General features: G+C 69.3%; 23 protein-coding genes. 18 read left to right on the top strand and 5 right to left on the bottom strand.

The window, feature by feature from the left end:
* Positions 1-255: 255 nt before the first annotated feature.
* The 7 genes from AW27_RS23350 (at position 256) to AW27_RS23320 (ending at position 7,158) form a co-directional block, all read left to right on the top strand.
* A complete protein-coding gene (locus AW27_RS23350; RefSeq protein WP_052030918.1) occupies positions 256-663 on the top strand; it encodes a hypothetical protein in 408 nt (135 codons plus the stop codon).
* Positions 660-2,099 (top strand): methyltransferase domain-containing protein, encoded by a 1,440-nt coding sequence (locus AW27_RS23345; RefSeq protein ID WP_037924145.1) that lies wholly within the window; start codon positions 660-662, stop codon positions 2,097-2,099. The genes AW27_RS23350 and AW27_RS23345 overlap by 4 nt, the downstream gene beginning before the upstream one ends.
* Positions 2,100-2,272: 173 nt before the next feature.
* On the top strand, positions 2,273-2,629 hold the full coding sequence (locus AW27_RS23340) for a hypothetical protein (protein WP_157840277.1): 357 nt from the start codon (positions 2,273-2,275) through the stop codon (positions 2,627-2,629).
* Positions 2,630-2,907: 278 nt separating this feature from the next.
* Positions 2,908-3,120: a hypothetical protein gene (locus AW27_RS23335; protein WP_037924141.1), complete on the top strand. Its 213-nt coding sequence runs from the start codon at positions 2,908-2,910 to the stop codon at positions 3,118-3,120.
* Positions 3,121-3,196: 76 nt separating this feature from the next.
* Complete coding sequence (locus tag AW27_RS23330; protein ID WP_037924138.1) at positions 3,197-3,748, top strand: hypothetical protein; 552 nt, start codon at positions 3,197-3,199, stop codon at positions 3,746-3,748.
* A complete protein-coding gene (locus AW27_RS23325; RefSeq protein ID WP_037924136.1) occupies positions 3,735-5,273 on the top strand; it encodes a terminase large subunit domain-containing protein in 1,539 nt (512 codons plus the stop codon). The genes AW27_RS23330 and AW27_RS23325 overlap by 14 nt, the downstream gene beginning before the upstream one ends.
* 133 nt (positions 5,274-5,406) lie before the next feature.
* Entirely contained in the window at positions 5,407-7,158 is a 1,752-nt protein-coding gene (locus AW27_RS23320; protein WP_037924133.1) for a hypothetical protein, read from the top strand.
* Here the strand turns inward: AW27_RS23320 and AW27_RS23315 are convergent.
* Positions 7,115-7,624 (bottom strand): hypothetical protein, encoded by a 510-nt coding sequence (locus AW27_RS23315; protein ID WP_157840276.1) that lies wholly within the window; start codon positions 7,622-7,624, stop codon positions 7,115-7,117. The genes AW27_RS23320 and AW27_RS23315 overlap by 44 nt on opposite strands.
* A 127-nt stretch (positions 7,625-7,751) precedes the next feature.
* Here AW27_RS23315 and AW27_RS23310 point away from each other — a divergent pair, with 127 nt between their 5' ends.
* The 5 genes from AW27_RS23310 to AW27_RS23290 all read left to right on the top strand — a co-directional run bounded on the left by AW27_RS23310 (position 7,752) and on the right by AW27_RS23290 (position 10,574).
* Entirely contained in the window at positions 7,752-8,426 is a 675-nt protein-coding gene (locus AW27_RS23310; RefSeq protein WP_037924128.1) for a hypothetical protein, read from the top strand.
* Positions 8,427-8,535: 109 nt separating this feature from the next.
* A complete protein-coding gene (locus AW27_RS23305) occupies positions 8,536-8,958 on the top strand; it encodes a head decoration protein (protein ID WP_063890613.1) in 423 nt (140 codons plus the stop codon).
* Entirely contained in the window at positions 8,958-10,007 is a 1,050-nt protein-coding gene (locus AW27_RS23300) for a major capsid protein (RefSeq protein ID WP_037924126.1), read from the top strand. Before AW27_RS23305 ends, AW27_RS23300 begins: the two co-directional genes overlap by 1 nt.
* Positions 10,004-10,198 carry a hypothetical protein gene (locus tag AW27_RS23295; RefSeq protein ID WP_037924124.1) on the top strand — a complete coding sequence of 65 codons (195 nt, stop codon included), beginning with the start codon at positions 10,004-10,006 and terminating at the stop codon, positions 10,196-10,198. Before AW27_RS23300 ends, AW27_RS23295 begins: the two co-directional genes overlap by 4 nt.
* A gap of 55 nt (positions 10,199-10,253) precedes the next feature.
* Positions 10,254-10,574: a hypothetical protein gene (locus AW27_RS23290; RefSeq protein ID WP_037924122.1), complete on the top strand. Its 321-nt coding sequence runs from the start codon at positions 10,254-10,256 to the stop codon at positions 10,572-10,574.
* A 64-nt stretch (positions 10,575-10,638) separates the two neighbouring features.
* Here AW27_RS23290 and AW27_RS23285 read toward each other — a convergent pair whose 3' ends face one another.
* Positions 10,639-10,773 (bottom strand): hypothetical protein, encoded by a 135-nt coding sequence (locus AW27_RS23285; protein ID WP_269084573.1) that lies wholly within the window; start codon positions 10,771-10,773, stop codon positions 10,639-10,641.
* A 159-nt stretch (positions 10,774-10,932) separates the two neighbouring features.
* Here AW27_RS23285 and AW27_RS23280 point away from each other — a divergent pair, with 159 nt between their 5' ends.
* Positions 10,933-12,246, top strand: a complete 1,314-nt coding sequence (locus AW27_RS23280; RefSeq protein ID WP_037924120.1) for a hypothetical protein — start codon at positions 10,933-10,935, stop codon at positions 12,244-12,246.
* Between the two features lie 224 nt (positions 12,247-12,470).
* On the opposite strand, the gene AW27_RS23275 is transcribed toward AW27_RS23280, so the two are convergent.
* Positions 12,471-13,097 carry a hypothetical protein gene (locus AW27_RS23275; protein ID WP_304949897.1) on the bottom strand — a complete coding sequence of 209 codons (627 nt, stop codon included), beginning with the start codon at positions 13,095-13,097 and terminating at the stop codon, positions 12,471-12,473.
* Between the two features lie 121 nt (positions 13,098-13,218).
* On the opposite strand from AW27_RS23275, the gene AW27_RS23270 reads away from it, so the two are divergent.
* From AW27_RS23270 to AW27_RS23250, 5 genes are read left to right on the top strand one after another with little or no spacing between them, the layout of a single operon-like run.
* Positions 13,219-13,587, top strand: coding sequence for a hypothetical protein (locus AW27_RS23270; RefSeq protein ID WP_157840275.1), 369 nt, complete (start codon positions 13,219-13,221; stop codon positions 13,585-13,587).
* Positions 13,580-13,990 carry a DUF6093 family protein gene (locus AW27_RS23265; RefSeq protein ID WP_037924113.1) on the top strand — a complete coding sequence of 137 codons (411 nt, stop codon included), beginning with the start codon at positions 13,580-13,582 and terminating at the stop codon, positions 13,988-13,990. Before AW27_RS23270 ends, AW27_RS23265 begins: the two co-directional genes overlap by 8 nt.
* On the top strand, positions 13,987-14,397 hold the full coding sequence (locus tag AW27_RS23260; RefSeq protein ID WP_037924111.1) for an HK97 gp10 family phage protein: 411 nt from the start codon (positions 13,987-13,989) through the stop codon (positions 14,395-14,397). The genes AW27_RS23265 and AW27_RS23260 overlap by 4 nt, the downstream gene beginning before the upstream one ends.
* Positions 14,394-14,633 carry a hypothetical protein gene (locus AW27_RS23255; protein ID WP_037924108.1) on the top strand — a complete coding sequence of 80 codons (240 nt, stop codon included), beginning with the start codon at positions 14,394-14,396 and terminating at the stop codon, positions 14,631-14,633. The genes AW27_RS23260 and AW27_RS23255 overlap by 4 nt, the downstream gene beginning before the upstream one ends.
* Positions 14,630-15,061 carry a hypothetical protein gene (locus tag AW27_RS23250; RefSeq protein WP_037924105.1) on the top strand — a complete coding sequence of 144 codons (432 nt, stop codon included), beginning with the start codon at positions 14,630-14,632 and terminating at the stop codon, positions 15,059-15,061. Before AW27_RS23255 ends, AW27_RS23250 begins: the two co-directional genes overlap by 4 nt.
* A 48-nt stretch (positions 15,062-15,109) precedes the next feature.
* Here AW27_RS23250 and AW27_RS23245 read toward each other — a convergent pair whose 3' ends face one another.
* Together AW27_RS23245 and AW27_RS23240 are read right to left on the bottom strand one after the other, a co-directional pair.
* The gene (locus AW27_RS23245; RefSeq protein ID WP_037924103.1) at positions 15,110-15,349 is read right to left on the bottom strand and encodes a hypothetical protein; all 240 of its coding nucleotides are present in this window, start codon (positions 15,347-15,349) and stop codon (positions 15,110-15,112) included.
* A 48-nt stretch (positions 15,350-15,397) separates the two neighbouring features.
* Entirely contained in the window at positions 15,398-16,075 is a 678-nt protein-coding gene (locus AW27_RS23240) for a hypothetical protein (RefSeq protein WP_157840274.1), read from the bottom strand.
* Positions 16,076-16,099 lie beyond the last annotated feature (24 nt).

The raw sequence follows: 16,099 nt of genomic DNA, 5'->3' as shown, positions 1-16,099 counted from the left end.
TGCTGCACCCCGCATCCCCGACTCCCTCGCGGCACTGGCTGTGCCGCTCGAAGGCCTCTCGCACTACTACCGCAACCCGCGAACCGGCGACCTCGCGGCGATCACCGAGTCCTTGGCCACCCACGGCCAGTACAAGCCGGTCGTGGTCAACAAGGGGTCCGTCACCGGGCGCCGAACGAGATCCTGGCGGGCAACCACACCGTCAAGGCCGCCCGGGCCCTGGGGTGGGAGGAGGTCGCGGTCACCTGGCTCGACGTGGACGAGGACACGGCCGCGAAGATCGTCATCGTCGACAACCGGACGAGTGACCTGGCCGGGTACGACACGCAGCTCCTGGCGGACATCCTCACTGATCTACCCGACCTCGACGGCACCGGCTACGACCAGGCGCAGCTGGACGACCTCCTCGATGACACCTCTCTGCCGGCGCCGATCGAGCTGCCCAGCGATGGAGCGGGGACCGGTGCGGCGGCAACGGTGGACTACCTCCAGTGGGGGTACCTCCAGTGGTCCTCGACCCGCGTACGGATCACCCAGGACGAGGTCGAGTTCCTGAACGGCCTCTACCGGAAGTTCGTCGACGAGCACGACTCTGACCTCGGGTTCGGCTGGCACGTCCTGAACGAGGAGCACCACGCCGCCGCAGAGGAGATCAGCGCGTGAACCCGCTCGACGTCCGGTTCGATCCGGCGTACCCGCTGTCCGACCTCCGCCCCGCCGACTACAACCCGCGCCGCCTGTCCGAGGCGTCGTTCGTGCGGCTCCAGGGCTCCCTGCGCCGTCACGGCGTCGTCAAGCCCGTCATCCTGAACGCCGACGGGACGCTGGTCGCAGGTCACCAGCGAACCAAGGGCCTGAAGGCCATCGGGCAGGAGACGGTGCCCGCGATGATCCTCCCGCAGAAGGTCCGCCTCCAGGACGAGATCAAGTTCAACCTGCTCCACAACCGAGTCGAGACCGAGTCGTCCGTCGTGTACGCGGAGGCGGGGCCGATCGGTCAGTGGTGCTGGATCCCGTGGCAGACGATCGAGGTCGTCGCTTCCAAGAACATCCCCTTCCAGCAGGCCATCGGCTTCATGACCGCTGGCCACGGCCCCTGGGGGTCGGTCGTGATCGACGACCAGGGCCGTGTTGTCCTCAACGCGGAGTACGCCGCGGTCGCGAAGGCGCAGCGGTTCGATGTCCTGGCCTGGACCGTCGCTTCCTTCGACGCCGGCCAGCTCGTGGAGGACCTGACCGGCGAGTACGGCGTCTACGACTGGACCGGTCTGGAGGAGCAGGCCCCCGTGTGGAACCAGCACATCGTGCAGCCCAACCGCCTTCGCGAGCACTCCTCGAAGGCCAAGGCGGACCAGGTCCGGTACAAGAGCGAGACGTGGGAGCAGCTGGTCCTGCCGTGGCTGACGACCGGGCACCGCGTCGTCGACTTCGGCGCCGGCCACGGGGACTACGCCCGCCACCTGAAGGCGCAGGGTTACCAGGTCCACGACTATGAGCCGTACCGCACCCTCAAGGGCAAGTACAGCCTGGACATCCGAGGCATCGTCGGCATGATCCGCACCATCGAACGGGACTTGCGCGAGCGGGGCCTGTACGAGGTTGTCGTCCTGGACTCGGTGATCAACGCGACGACGAGCCTGGAGTACCAGCATTGGGTGCTGCTCACGGTCAACGCCTTGTGCGCCAAGGACGGCACGGTCGCCATTGGCACCCGCAACCTGCACCGCGAGCAGGCATACGAGAACTCGGAACACTCCATCAGCCGGGATGCGGAGCGGCTGAAATTTCTCGACAGCGAGAACGTGGACATGCGGTTCGTGCGCGGCAAGTGGCAGCGGATCAGGTACCACACCCCGGAAAGCCTGCGCGGTCTGCTGTCTCGGTACTTCGAAGAGGTCGAGCTCAGCGACGCCACCAGGGCAACCCTCAAGGCCGTGTGCCGCAAGCCCCGCGCGTTCCCCGCCGAGGAATACGAGGAGGCTTTCCGGAATGAATTCAATATGCCTTACCCCAACGGGCATCGACACGACAAGCATTTCGGAATTGTGGAAATATTGATAGAATTGATCAAGGAAAGGAACGCTCATTCGGAGGGGTAGAAATGAAATCGGGAGCGAACTCGGATGGGGTTCGCATAGAAATAGAGTCGCGCGACGCGTTCCGCATCATGTGGCTCGCAGGGGTGCGTCAGGTCGATCTGACTCAGCACTGCCTGAAGACCTTCGCGGAGTGCGACAGGCCAGCCGTGAACCACCGGCTGAAGCGTCAGAGCTTGCTCTTGCCGGCGGCGAATCCGCCGGCAGCCTGGTACCTGTGCGCTCTGCCGATCCCGTGGGACTGGGGGCGCAACGCACACCTCGGCTTCGAGTACGCGCCCGGCCATGAGTGGGAGGGGGACGCCCTCGTGCCCGGCCTGGCGGTACGACTTCGGAACGCGCGGCCCATCACCGGGTGGGGGGAGCACTCCATCCCCGCCGGGGAACCACTCCGCCATGCCCGACTGTTCCGAACCTGCCGGAACTGGCAGTTCGGTTGGTGGCTGAAGCAGCACCGCAATGTCCCAGCGGCTCCGGCCGGGCCGCGGCTGGAGGAGCAGCCGGGAGTGACCCAGCTGGCCTTCGGCGATTAGTTTCGCGCATTTTTAGACAGTGACCAAAATGCGCCCTTGAATGGCAGTGTGGCGGCCAGTAAATTCAGCTGGCCGCCGGACTGCTGTCCGGCGCCGCAGGTCCATATGCAGGGGAGACAGGGATGCGCAGCAGGTGCCGAACCTGCCGCTGACTCGTGAAACGCGGGCCAGCGGGGTTCTTCATCCACTTGGTTGCCCCACCGGGGCACCGTCCGAGGGAGACGTATGCCCTCAGTCGGACACCAGGTGACCCCGCTCGCGTATCCGAGGAGTGCACCTTGCTGGACCGTTTGATCGACCTCCTGTCTCAGACCCGGACCCTCCGCTCCGTGCTCGACTTCTGCACCATCGTGGTCCGTCTGCTGCCCGCGTTGGTCGTGGTCGTGGCGCTGATCCCGTCGTTCGTCGTCTTCGCGTTCATCTCCGCCGGCGCGCGCAGGTCGGTCCTCGAGATCGTGGACCGTCTGACGAAGTGGACGCTCGCCCGCTAGCAGCCCGCAGCCCCGCCGCCGCCCTCCGATACAGGATCATGGAAGGGCGGCGCGGGGGCTTCGAGGAGCTGCGCACATGGGCCGCCCCAACAGGGCCGCAAGGGCCGCCATCACCCAGCGGCGTACCGACGCCATCGACCTGAAGCTGGCCGGAGTCGACTGGCTGACCATCGGCCGCAAGCTGGCTGCCGATCCAGCGGTGAACAGCGACGGCATCGCCTACCCGCAGGGGTACGGCATCGAGGCGTACCGGCGCGGCGCCGAACCGCCGAGCGATGGCCGTCTGATCGAACTCGCCTGCAAGGACGTGTCGAAGGCGCTCGCAGAGCGCAGCACGGTGCTGGACGAAAGCACCGATGAGCTGCGCAAGTTGATGGCCGAGCGGCTGGAGCGGCTCTTCTTCGGCGTGTACCGCTCCGCGATCCGGACCGGTGACCTGGCCGCCGTGGACCGCGCCGTGCGCATCATCGAGCGCAGCAGCCACCTCCTCGGCCTGAACCGCCCCGTCCGGACGGAGATCACCGGCGCGGACGGTGGCGCCGTCCAGGTGGAGACCACTGGCCTTGATGAGCTAGAGCGGCTGATCGCACTGGCCGGCGACGCAAGTTCCGAGGGTGGGGAGGGCTGACGAGGCTGCGGTCCTCCAGCTGTACCGCACGCTGCCCGCGTCGCGTCGCCGTGAGATCGCCGCAGCCTCCACACCACAGCTCCGGGCCCGCCTCGCCGAAATCGAGCGAGGCCTGGCGATGGACCGCTCCCCCGGCGCAATGGCGGCGGTCCTCACCGACGGGAAGGAGATGCAAGCCCCGCACCTCGGGCTGATCGACCGCGCCTTCGAGCGGGTCGCCGCCGGGGTACCGACCCGGCTGCTGCTCACGATGCCGCCTCGCCACGGCAAGTCCCGGCGCGCGGCCCGCTGGGCGCCCTTGTGGTACTTGCGGCGGCGTCCGGAGCACCGGGTGATGATCGCCTCGTACTCCTCGGACTTGGCCGATGATCACGGCCGGTGGATCCGGGACGCGATCCTCGCCCACGGACCGCAGATAGGCATCGGTCTTCGCCCCGGCTCCTCGGCCGCCAACCGGTTCGACCTCCTCGGAACCGAGGGCGGCGCGGTCATGGCCGGCGTGGGCGGCGGCCTCACCGGCAAGGGCGCCCACCTCGCGGTGGTCGACGACCCGATCAAGGACGCTGCGGAAGCCAGCTCGCCCACCATGCGGCGCCGCCTCTGGGAGTGGTGGCAGGCCGTCCTCCTGACGCGCATCGAGCCCGGCGGGTCCGTCATCCTCATCCAGACCCGCTGGGATGAGGACGACCTGGCCGGCCGAGTGCTGGCCGAGGAGCGGCACCGGTGGACCGTCATCGACCTGCCCGCCCTCGCTCTCGCCGAGGACGACGCGCTCGGCCGCTCCGTCGGCGGCGCACTCTGGCCGGACCGATACGACGAGGGCGCCCTTGCGGAGATTCGCGCGTCCGTGGGCGAGCGCGTGTGGTGGTCGCTGTACATGCAGCAGCCTCGGCCGCAGGACGGCGGCGTCTGGGACTGGGCGTGGATCACCGACAACCGGGTATCCGCAGCTCAGCTACGCGGCATCGACCTCACCCGCATCGTGGTCGCCGTTGACCCGGCTGGCGGCGAATCCACCGTCGGGGACGAGACAGGCATCGTCGCAGCGGCTCGCGACGCGGACGGGCAGCTGTATCTCCTTGATGACCGCAGCGGGAACCGGGGCGCGGACTCGTGGGGCAGGGAAACGTGCCTGCTGGCGATCGAACTCCGCGCGGACGCGATCGTGGTGGAGTCGAACTACGGCGGGGACATGAGCCGCCAGGTGATCGCGCAGGCCTGGGAGGACCTGCACCGCGAGAACAAGACCGAGCAGATGCTGATGCCCGCGATCATCCCGGTCACCGCCAAGCACGGCAAACGTCTGCGCGCCGAGCCGATCGCTCAGCTCTATGAGCAGGGGCGCGTTCACCACGTCGGGCAGTGGCCGACCTTGGAGCAGCAGATGGTGACCTGGGTGGCGGGGATGGACAGTCCGGACCGGATGGACGCCGCCGTTCATGCGCTCACCGAGCTGGCCAGTCCCCAGCACGGCGAGCCCGCCTTGGGCGGCTACCGGGACGGGCGCCTGGCCGGACGCCGGTAGGGCTTTATGCAGGGGCCGTCCCGGCGACGGGGGATGCGCCGGGACGGCCCCTGCGTAAGCGTAGCGACGAACTGCCGTGAGGCTCGCTCGCTTAGGCTGAATCCGGCGCGGGGGCCGTTGAGGAGTCCGTCCCTTGGGCCTGCGCGAGTTCGTTTCCGACGCCTGGTCGTGGCTGAACTACAAGCCGATGATGACCACCGCCAGCACCGGCCTCCCCCACCGGGCCCTCGCACCGGCGGCCCGGCCGGGCTGGCTGCCGCCCGACGCTGCCCGCCGCCTGGCGGCCTACAAGATCCTCGCCGCCTACGACTCCAACCAGGCCGGTGAACTGGCCCTCCTCACCGGCAACGAAGCAGGCGTTGAACGACGGGAGTTCGGCGACGCAGCAGCGTTCGTGAACACCACCCTCGCCCACCTGCTGGGCAGGACGCAGCAGATCGTGGCGCCGGGCGCCGAGCACGCTGGCCACGAGGAACCGGCACCCGAGGCGGTCGCGGCTGCAGAGGTGCAGCAACGCCTGCGGGACTGGGCGGAGCACGAGCTGCTGCCGCTGCGGATGCAGGCCGCCGAGCGAAAGGCCGTGCTGCTCGGGGACGCCGTGTACCTGCTGGCCTGGGATCCGGAGAAGGGGCGCGTTCGCCTGCGGACGCTCGACCCGGGGTTCTACTTTCCCGTCCTCGATGAGGACGCCGACCCTGGCGACTACCCGTCCAGGGTTCACCTGGCGTGGGAGATCCCCGAGGACCCGGCCCGCGGTACCAAGGCGCGAGTTCGGCGGATCACGTACGAGCTGGGACCGATCTCCGCAGCCACCCGCAGCACGGGCGCCGGCCGTCGTGCCCTGGTCGGTGACGAATCCGGTGGATGGCTCCTTGAGCAGGGCGACGTAGTCCATCCGGAGACCGGGCAAATCGAGCGCACCTACCCGTGGGCCGAGCGGCCTTCCGCCGTCACCTGCTACCTCACGGACGCCGAGTGGGAGCTTGACGATCTCCGTCTGGGCCAACAGCTCGATGACCTGCCGATGGAGAAGGCCCGGGTCAAGACCAGGGCCGATGGGGAGGTTCTTGACCGGCTGGATCTGCGTATCGACTTCCTTCCGATCGTGCACGTCACCAACTCGGTCTCTGACGGCGAGCACTTCGGCCAGTCAGCCCTGGCTCCGGTGATGCAGGCTCTCGACGAGCTCGCGGAGTCCGACACGGACTCGGCCCGCGCATCGGCCACGACCGGCGCCCCGATCATCGGCCTGGCCGGGGTGCGCATCGAAGTGGACCGGGTCACCGGCCGGCCCCGGCCGCTCGCCGTCGAGCCGGGCACCGTGTTCCAGCTGGGCGACGGAGGGCGAATGGACGTCCTCGATACCTCCGCGCAGCTCGCGGAATTGCGCGCGCGGGTCGAGGAGGTACGGGAGCGGGCCGCGGTGAACGCCCGGCTCCCTGCGGTGAGCCTGGGCACCGCCGACCCGTCCAGGGTCCCCAGCGGATATGCCCTTCAGCTCTCGCTGGGGCCGCTGGACTCCCTCGTGGAGTCGATGCGGCTTGCCCGCGCGCACAAGTACGCGCTGTTGCTCCGGTTCGTGCAGAGGCTCCACCAGGCTGGGCAAGCCGAGGGGTGGCCTGCCGGGCCGACCACCCCCGTGCGGCTGGTGTTCGGCCCGCACACCCCCACCGATCGCGCTGCCGTCCTCGAAGAGGTCGTGCGGGCGGTAGGCGCTGGCCTGTTGTCCCTGGAGACGGGCGTGCGGATGCTGCAAGAGGCCGGGTATCCGATCGACGATGCCCACGCGGAAATCGATCGGATCACCGCCGGTAAGGAGTCCGCCCCCGTGCCCGGGCTGGTCAGTCCTCCGCCGGCCGGAAGTTCTTCCGCTTCCACGTCTTGACGCGCTCGCGTTGGTCTTCCGGGGACTCCCGAAGATCCTCTTCGGACATCGTGGACTTCGTGCCTCCAGCCCACTGCGTCACGTAGGTGCCCCGGCCGCCGGGCACACCGTCGATCCGCGAGACGAAGAGGCAGGCACCGGCGAACTCGCCGAACTCCGGCCCCAGGACCTCCCCCTCCCGGGGGTCCCGGGCTGAGGCGAGACGCGTTCCGTCCTCGTCGAAGATGACACGCTCCTCCTCGGATGCGCTCGTGCGTACGCAGGTCCCCGGTGTTGACCCAGGCGTCGTGTACTCGGCGTCCTGCACGGCCACCTCGTAGGCCGTGAACGGGGTCCGGTCGACCCACGGTTGCCACAAGGCGAGCCCGATGCCGACCGCGACGGTGACGGCCCCGGCCACGATCGCGATCTTCCCCCTGGGCGCTGGCTGCGGCGTCTTGTCCAGCGAGACCTGATTGTCTTCCACGGTGCCCCCCACCTGGTCGCTCTACCGGTGATCATGCCAGGTGGGTGGCGCGGCCCGTCCGAAGGCGTGCCGCTGGGCTCCGTACACTCGGTTACGGCGCGGGGACGTCGAGGAGAGTCACGTCCTGATGTCCCGCCTTCTCCCGCCTCCGCACGCCGTGCTCGGCTACCGTCGCGACGGCCGCCCGATCTACCCCGTCCTGGGCGCCTCCTCGGAAGACCCCTCCAACGGAGGCGAGCCGCAGGTCACCCTGGGGCAGCAGCAGCTTCAGCAGATGATGGCCCGCGAGAAGGACCAGGGTTCCCGGGCTGGGCGCCGCGACCTGGTCGAGAAGCTCGGTTTCGCCTCCGCCGCCGAGCTGGAGCAGTGGGTCACGCAGCAGCGCGACGCAGAGCAGCAGCAGCTCACCGACACCCAGCGCCGCGAGCAGGACCTCACGGCCCGGGAAACGGCAGCGGCGCAGCGCGAGGCCGCAGCTGTCGCGCGGGAGCGAAGTGCCGTCCGCCGGTCCGCGCTCGCTGGCCGGGGCGCAGTCGGAGACAACCTGGAGGACGCGGTGGCGCTGCTGCGGCTTCCGGACGACGCCGACGACACGGCGCTCGACCAGGCCGTCACGGAACTCCAGAGCCGCAGGCCGGAGCTGTTCCGCGTGTCTACTCCGGGGACGAGCCAAGTTCCGCCGGCTCCGGGCGGTGCTCCGGCGTCCGTACCTCCGGCCCGCCCCGGCGGTCCGGCTCCCAAGCCGGGCGAGGGCGGTCTCGCGATGGCCCGGCGGCGCGGTCTGCTGCCGCCGAGCTCCTGATCCACGCGCACGTCCGACGGCGCGCCTTCGGGGACCACGCCCCACATCTCTCGTGGACCGCTCCACCATCCGGTGAGAGCAGGCCGCTCCGGCACATAGGAGAAGCGGCTTGATCCAGCCGTCCACCACCACCGTGACCCTCACCGCTGACCGGGACTGGCTCGCCTCCCGGCACGGCACCGACTCCACCGAGACGATCACCCTCGACCTCGCCAAACTGACCAAGAGCACCCACTACGTTGAGCCAACGGCCGCCGGCCCGCACGGCTTCGTCCGTTCCGGCGTGCCCGTGGGCCGCATCACCGCCTCCGGCCTGTACGGGGCGTACGACCCCGCCGCGACCGACGGCCGCCAGGTTCTCGCCGGCCTGGTGTTCGCGGAGGCCGCGTTCACGTCCGGCCAGACCAAGATCCCGGCCGCGCTGTTCTGGCACGGCACCGTCAAGGCCGCGAGGATACCGGGCGGCATCGACGTCACGAAGATCGCCGCAAACCCGGCGGGCGCGCAGATCCGCTTCCTGGCGGTGAGCTGATGAGCATCGCCGACCTGCTGAAGAACGTGTCCGTCGCAGACCTCACCGTCTACGCCCGCTCCATCCCCAATCCGGCTGACTTCCTGCTCACCCAGACCGTCTTCGCGGAGACCCAGGTCCAGGACGTGAAGTGGCGCATCCGCAACACAAAGCGCCGTGTGAACACGGCGTCCTACCGCGCCTACGACGCCAGCGTGCCGATCGCCCGCCGGCAGGCGGAGCAGACGACCACGGAGGGCACCCTGCCCGCCCTGGGTCAGAAGCTCCTCGTGGGCGAGATGGAGCAGCTGCTCCTCGACGCGACGCGCGGCGCGGACGAGGACCGGCTGATCGAACTGCTCTACGACGACGTCGAGCGGCACGTAGAAGCCATCCGCTCCCGCCTGGAGCTCGCCGCCGGCGACGTCCTCGTGGACGGCCGCTTCACCCTGGCCGGAGAGAACGGGCTGACCGTCGAGGTGGACTACGGCGTCCCCGCGGCGAACATGCCGACCGCGCCGAAGCCCTGGTCGGACCCGGCAGCGGATCCACTCGCCGACGAGCTGCGCTGGATCGACTACCTCGACTCCATCGGCGCCCCGGCCCCCGAGATGGTCCTCACCTCCCGCAAGGCCGCCTCCCACCTCGCGGGGAACCAGGCCTACCGGGCCGCGTACTACGGCACCCCGGCCGGTGGGCAGACCCCGACGTCCGCGCTCACCCCAGAGCAGGTCAACTCCGTGCGCGGTACATATGGCCTGCCGCCGATCACGCAGTACAAGGCGCAGGTCTGGCAGGACGACGTGTCCAAGCGTGTCCTGCCCGAGGACAAGTGGATCCTCCTCCCGCCGGACCGCCAGCGATGGGGCCAGACGCAGTACGGCACCACGGCCGAGTCCCTGGCCCTGTCCCGGGGCACGGACCCGCAGATCGAACGGCAGGAGGCGCCCGGCATCGTGATCACGCGGGATGCACAGGATGACCCGGTGCAAATCTGGACCAAGGGCGCCGCCGTCGCCATGCCGGTCCTGGCCTCGCCGGACTGCCACATCACGGCGACCGTCCTGTGAGCGCCGCCGTGAAGGCCGTAGGCGTCCTCGCGGCCACGGTGCACGTCCTCGACCCCGAGGAACGCGTCCCCGTCGTCCTGACGGTCGGCACGGAGGTGACGGACCCGGCCATCGCCGAGCAGATCACCAACCCCGCCTGCTGGGAGGGCGAGCCGCCCCCGAAGGCCAAGGCACTCCGCAAGACGACGTAGGCCCAGCCGGGGAGGAGCAACCGCTCCTCCCCGGCCCACACGTGGAAGGACCTTCATGGACACCGAGGTGCTGCGCTGGCTACTGGCGCAGCTCGGGCCCGACACCAACCCTGATGACCTGGCGCAACGGTACGAACGGCTGGGCTCCGCACGGGCGGTTGTGCAGGAAATGCTGCAAGAGCGGATCTCCGCCCTGCTCGCCGAACCTCTGCGCGTCACCGTCAACGGCATCGCCACGATCGACCAGACAGGCAACCTCGCCGCCTTCGAACGGCGGCTTGCCCAGGTCACCTCGCAGCCCGCTCCCGACGAGGTCCCCGAGGGGGCCGATGACCTCCTGACGAGCGTCCCGCTCGTCCCGCGCCGGCGACGGTGACCTGTCCACGTGAGCGCCGGGCCGCGAATCTGGATTGCACGGCCCCGTGCTCCGTGGTGGCCCATCAGGTCTGGAGCCAGAACTCCAGAGCCAGACGCAGGAGGGCCTTCACCACCTGCCACCCGAGCCACTTGCCAGCGGCTTTTGCCGCGCTGTGCCGCAGCTCCTTGTCCTGCCAAGCGGCCTTGAACTTGTCCATGGTTTCCCTCCTTCGGGTCGACCCGTGTGGTCGAGGCCCCATGGAGCCGGTCAGACGCACGTCTCGTCGTTGGCTGAACTCCGCTGAACGGGGTGTTCGGGCAGGTCAGACCTGGTGGAATTGCCGTTCAACGAACGTTCAGACTGAACAGGGAGCCCCATGAGCGACACCCCAGCCGTCGATACCCTCGCCGCCGCGCTGGCGGAGCTCAGGAAGGTCACGAACCTGTCGCTGGGCCAGATCGAGACCTACGGAAGGGCTCAGCAGCCCCCTGTGAACTTGGGTAGGAGTAAGACCAGCCCGTGGTTCACGGGGAAATCCGTGCCAGAAGCCGGACGGCCGTTCACGGTCCTGGTCGACTACCTCGAGGGGCGAGCCCAGCAGAAGGTAGGCCGCCCGAAGTGGGGAGTAGGCCGGTGGGAGCGCCTACGCAAAGCAGCGGCTGAGGAGCGCCGCTTGCAACCGTCGGACTCGGACACCGCAGAGCCTCCGCCGGCCGCCACCGTAAGCGACGCCCCTGTTGCACCGGTCGGTCTGCCGTCCGACTCCGACCGGCTCAAGGCGGCCCGGCTGCTGAACCTGTTGCCCCATGACGGGCCTTGGCGCACCTGGCTTCGCAAGGCGCCGACGCTCTTCCGGATTCCACTCTCCGTGAGCCATCCCGTGTGCGATGCGTACGAGGCGCTGGAGGATGACGCACTGGACTACGTCGACCCCGTGCTCCAGGAAGCGCACGAGGCCGTCATGGCCGGCCTGGAGGAGTTCTACGGTGAGCTGAACGGCATGCACGACGTCTCCGACGAAGGGAAACCAGTCCTGGAGATGAGCTATCCAGGCACCGAGGCCGAGCGCAACGACCTCAACAGGCAGGCATGCCAAGCCCGGGACGGGTTTCTGGACGCCTACAGAAGTCTGGTGAATCTGCTGAATGCTCGGGGCCTGCTTTCACCTGGCGAGCCGGTTCAGCATGGCGCCAAGTCCCAGGGAGGAGGGGACGGCACGCCGGACATCGGGGTGGAGCTCCTTGCCGGGGCCAACCTGAAGGACGGCCGGATCATCACCATTCCCGTAGGCCTTGCCGGCCAGGAGGGACGCCAGATCTTCTCCGAGCCGTACTACCTCACTGTGAAGGCCGCCAACCGCGGTGTCCACGACGTGGAGATAGAGGGCGTACGCATCGAGCTTGACTACGGGGCGGAAGCCCCCGTGCCTTACATCTTCCCTGCGGACGGGATTGGCGGCAGGAAGCAGCTTCCCTTCCGCTTGGGCAGCCACGCGGGCGGTAAGGCGATGGCCAACGCAGCCGAGTTGGGTCACGCGGTCGCCCGGCTCGGCCGCGATCACCGGGCGATGCCTCGGCGCGTGCGGGCCGTGGCCTGGACCGGGTCAGGGATTGACTTCGAAGGAGCATGGATCGAGATGAAGGACGTTGCGCCGTTGCTGCTGAAGGCGCTCCGCGGAGGCTCGGAATGACGGCTCAGGCCAGCCGGTGCGGTTCATCCTGGGTACCAGAGTGGCCGGGTAACGGGCAGAAGAGAAAACGGTCAACGCCGGGGCGCACCGGCGGCCGACGTGACTGTGCCCCGTCCTCGTTGCGGAGGACGGGGCACATGGGTCCGATAAGCACAGCAGCCAGCTCTGATTAGTGGACGCGCTTCACGCTACGGCACCGAACGGGACGGTCTGGTGGCCCGAGTTCACGGGCCTGCTGGTGTACGGCGGAGGCGGGAGCGAGCGGCCTGGAACCCTGCCGCTGGCAGCGCCGCGATCCGCTGGGCAACCCGTCGCCAGGTGGGCGAGGGGGGCATCGCGGCCTCCCGCACGGCCTGGCGGAAGGCGCGGAGTCGCTGGTCGAGGACAGCTTGGCTGTGGTGATGGATCAGGGCATCGAGGACCGCGTCCGTGGTGGACTCGACGGCCGGGTCCGCGTGCCGAGCGAGGGGCATGGCGACGCGCAGCGCGTGCTTGAGGGAGTCAGTGACGTCGGCGGCCGCCCTGTTGCGGTCTCGGTCGAGGTAGGCGATCAAAACGGAGGAGCGGGCCGCGGCCTCCCAGGTTGCGGAGGCGCCGGTTCGTCGGGGGTCCAACATGCCGGCGGCGAACTGGGCGCCGACCATCATCGCGGCCTTCAGGACGGGTGTCCGGCCGTTCCAGAGGTACTCGTTCGTGTAGCCGGTGACCCGGACAGCCAAAGCCGCGCTGGCGAACTCATCGGCCTGCGCTTCCAGTTCCTCGCGAGCCTTCTGGTCGTCTCGCCGCTGCGTCGCGCGGGCGTTGAGGTGAACGCCGAGGGCGGTCGCCGCGAAGGCGGTCAGGAGGGCCACGGGCCACCCCCAGAGGGCAATGAGGTGTTCCGTTTTCACCGGTCCAGGATCATCAGCCCTTGGGTCGGTCGTATGGGAACGACCAGGTTGGCGTGCGTTTCGCACACCTAGTGTCCAGACCATGAGCAACTTCGATCGGTCCCGTCGCATTCGGATCGCCGCACCCCACGATGAGCCTCCGGTGATCGAGCTCGACGGCCAAGACGTCTCTGCGGCTGTGGAGGTCTACAGGGTCATGCAGGCCCCGGGCGAGGCCCCGGAAGTCACCCTGTACGTGAAGACCGAGTGGCAGGGGTTCGGTTTCGACGGTCTCGCAGAGGTGATGGCCGAGCCGGCGGATCTGCGGCACGTTGTGATCCAGTTCCTGGATGCGGTGCAGTGGCAGAAGCTCGACGAGGCCGTGCTGAACCGCGATGACCTCGACGGCCAGCCTGGCGAGCTGACCCGCGGGGTCCTGGCACAGCTGCGGGAGTGGGCTGCCAGTGCTTAACGCTCGCGGCATCGCCCTCTTCGCCGAGCGCCACATGATGCCGGACAAGGTCCGTGTGATCCGGGTTGGCGGGGAAGACGTCCTGGACCCGGCGACCGGTGCGCTCGTCCCGGCCGCCCCCCTCATCGTGTACGAGGGCAAGGCCGGGCTGTACCCGCAGCAGGAGAAGATCCGCTCCCGGGGCCGAGACGGGGCGTGGGAGGAGGAGATCCGGGCCGGGTACCGGCTGCTCCTGCCGCTGGAGGCCGCGGAGCTGGAGGACCACGACGAGGTGCTGGTGAAGGAGGCCCGTGACACCCAGGCCGTGGGCCGTACGTACGAGGTGACCACGCTGGGCGAGGTGTCCTCCTTCCCGGTGCTGCGGACGGTGTGGCTGGAGCAGCGCGACCGGAGCGCATCGTGAGCAAGAAGAAGGCCGGCTCCTTCAACCACCCCGCCGCCCTTGCGGCTGCTCTCGACCAGGGCGCGCTGGTGCTGCGCGGCGAGTCCGAGGCCGCGGTGCGTTTCAGCGCGGCGGCGATCGTCGCAGCGGTCCGGGCCCGCGCTTCCGGCCGTCCGGGCCCGCGGGTGATCACCGGCCAGTACCGCGCATCGTGGCGGTCGGAGGTCCACGGCGGCGGCCCGGTGTGGGTCGCGGAGGTCGGCACCAGCGCCCCGCAGGCCCGGCGGCTGGAGTACGGCTTCGTCGGCACGGACTCCCTCGGCCGCCGGTACGCCCAGCCGCCATTCCCGCACGCCGGGCCTGCCCTGGAAGCCACGGGACCGACCGTCGTGCGGCTCCTCGGTGCGGCTGTGGAGCGTGCCCTGTGAGCGAGCTGTCCACCGACGTTGAGATGGCGCTGACCGAAGTCCTGGGCGGGCACGAGCGAGGGATCCTGTCCCGGGCCGTGATCGTCGCCGAGATGCTGGACGGCGACGGCGAACGCGCCTTGTCCATCATCACGACGCCGGGCGTCACAGAGTGGGACGCGCTCGGCCTGTGCCGGTACGGCGTCCTCTCGATCGAAGGACCGGCCGCCGCGCACTTCGCCGGAGGCCCGGAATGATCGACCGCGCCCCGATCACAGCTGCGGTCCGGGCCATGCTGGTCACGGCAACCAGAAGGCCGTGCGGGCTCGGCTCGCTACCCCTGGTGGACGGGCGGCCGGCGCCGCTGCCGTACACCGTCCTCTACCCGCTGGGGGGACCCGTGGACGGAGCACCGTTCTCCGACGCCGGGGAGGACGCCCATCTCACCTACCAGGTGACCATCGTGGGCGCCCGCGTCGATCAGGCGGAATGGCTGGCCGACGGCGTACGCCACGGGTTCCTCGGCCGGACGGCAGCCGGTGAGTGGCAGCAGCCGCTCAGTGTGCAGGGCAGCAGGATTTGGGCTCGCGAGCTCATCGTGGATGAGGGGGCAGACCCTTCCGCGACAGGGGACTTCGCGACGTGCGTCCAGCGGTACCAGGTCAGCGCCACCGCTTCGGAGTGAGATGCGCGGGGGCGGGAGCCGCGACGGCCCCCGCCCTCACGAACTGGGTCAGACGCGCTCGGAGAGGTGGACGACCTCCTCGGTCCGGTCTTCGGCGGGCTCGGGGGGCGCCACACGGTCCGCGATCACCCGGCGGAGCCGCGTCACCTTGGGCCCCCAGAACTCCCGCGTGAGGCCGACGAGCCGCTTTGTCACGGGCGGCCCGAGGACCGCCGCACCGAGTGCGATGAGGGTCGATTCCGTTCCGTTCTCCGCGATCGCGGACACGGTGATGTTGATGAGCTGCACTGGAACTCCAGGTCGATGAACAGGCGCAGCAGCCGCCTGTTCCGGAGATCAGGCAGCGAGCGCCCAGGGGTGTACTGGGGCATCGAGGTGGAGACCGGGCTGTGGCCCGCGTGGGATCTCAGGGGAAGCCATCCTGGGCAGTCCACATGGCGATGTGTCGTGGGGTGGTACGTAGGAGACGAACTCGTAGCCGACGCCCCCCAGCAACCGGTCCAGGACCCTCTGGATCTGCCGCTTCAGACGGGCGAGCTTGCGGCGGAGCCTTGCGAGGTCGGCGCTGGACATTCGTTGCAGTGTGCGGACCAACTGGCTCTGGAAGAGATCGAGTACGTGCGGCTGCTCCAGAGCAGGTAGCGCCAGGCTGCTCGGCGGTCCCTGGCTGTCCGGCGGAATGGGCGTCGGCAGTGTGGTGAGTACGGGAGGGGGCGGCCCGTCGATGGTCCAGCCTTCAGCGCGAAGGTCGCGGACCCTGCGGTCTTTCAGCTCTACGTCAACGCCGTGGCTGATAAGCGTTGTTACCTGCAAGAGCTGAAGGGCTGCGGCACGGCGGCCTACCCCAGGCGATACAGCGAGCGGGGTGACGCGCTGTTCCGAAAGCCAGCGCGCAGACCTGACGAGGTGTGTCGTCTCGGCGGCTGTCCAGTCCGACTCAACGGCGACGAGGACGCAGCCCACGGCCGCCCTGGCGGGCGCCGTCTGCTCCGTGTGCGGGCCGTGATCGGTCACATGGCGATCCTAGCGTTCCGGCGG

The sequence above is a fragment of the Streptomyces sp. PCS3-D2 genome (assembly GCF_000612545.2).
Classification (GTDB): domain Bacteria; phylum Actinomycetota; class Actinomycetes; order Streptomycetales; family Streptomycetaceae; genus Streptomyces.
The sequence above is the reverse complement of the archived record's forward strand: the minus strand, read 5'-3'. Positions and strand labels throughout refer to the sequence as shown.

What these genes read in the sequence shown, in the direction of transcription:
- AW27_RS23330 (WP_037924138.1), top strand. Translation starts at nt 3,197, where the DNA reads ATGGGCCGCCCCAACAGGGCCGCAAGGGCCGCCATCACCCAGCGGCGT.
- AW27_RS23310 (WP_037924128.1), top strand. Translation starts at nt 7,752, where the DNA reads ATGTCCCGCCTTCTCCCGCCTCCGCACGCCGTGCTCGGCTACCGTCGC.
- AW27_RS23300 (WP_037924126.1), top strand. Translation starts at nt 8,958, where the DNA reads ATGAGCATCGCCGACCTGCTGAAGAACGTGTCCGTCGCAGACCTCACC.
- AW27_RS23290 (WP_037924122.1), top strand. Translation starts at nt 10,254, where the DNA reads ATGGACACCGAGGTGCTGCGCTGGCTACTGGCGCAGCTCGGGCCCGAC.
- AW27_RS23285 (WP_269084573.1), bottom strand. Translation starts at nt 10,773, where the DNA reads ATGGACAAGTTCAAGGCCGCTTGGCAGGACAAGGAGCTGCGGCACAGC.
- AW27_RS23280 (WP_037924120.1), top strand. Translation starts at nt 10,933, where the DNA reads ATGAGCGACACCCCAGCCGTCGATACCCTCGCCGCCGCGCTGGCGGAG.
- AW27_RS23270 (WP_157840275.1), top strand. Translation starts at nt 13,219, where the DNA reads ATGAGCAACTTCGATCGGTCCCGTCGCATTCGGATCGCCGCACCCCAC.
- AW27_RS23250 (WP_037924105.1), top strand. Translation starts at nt 14,630, where the DNA reads ATGATCGACCGCGCCCCGATCACAGCTGCGGTCCGGGCCATGCTGGTC.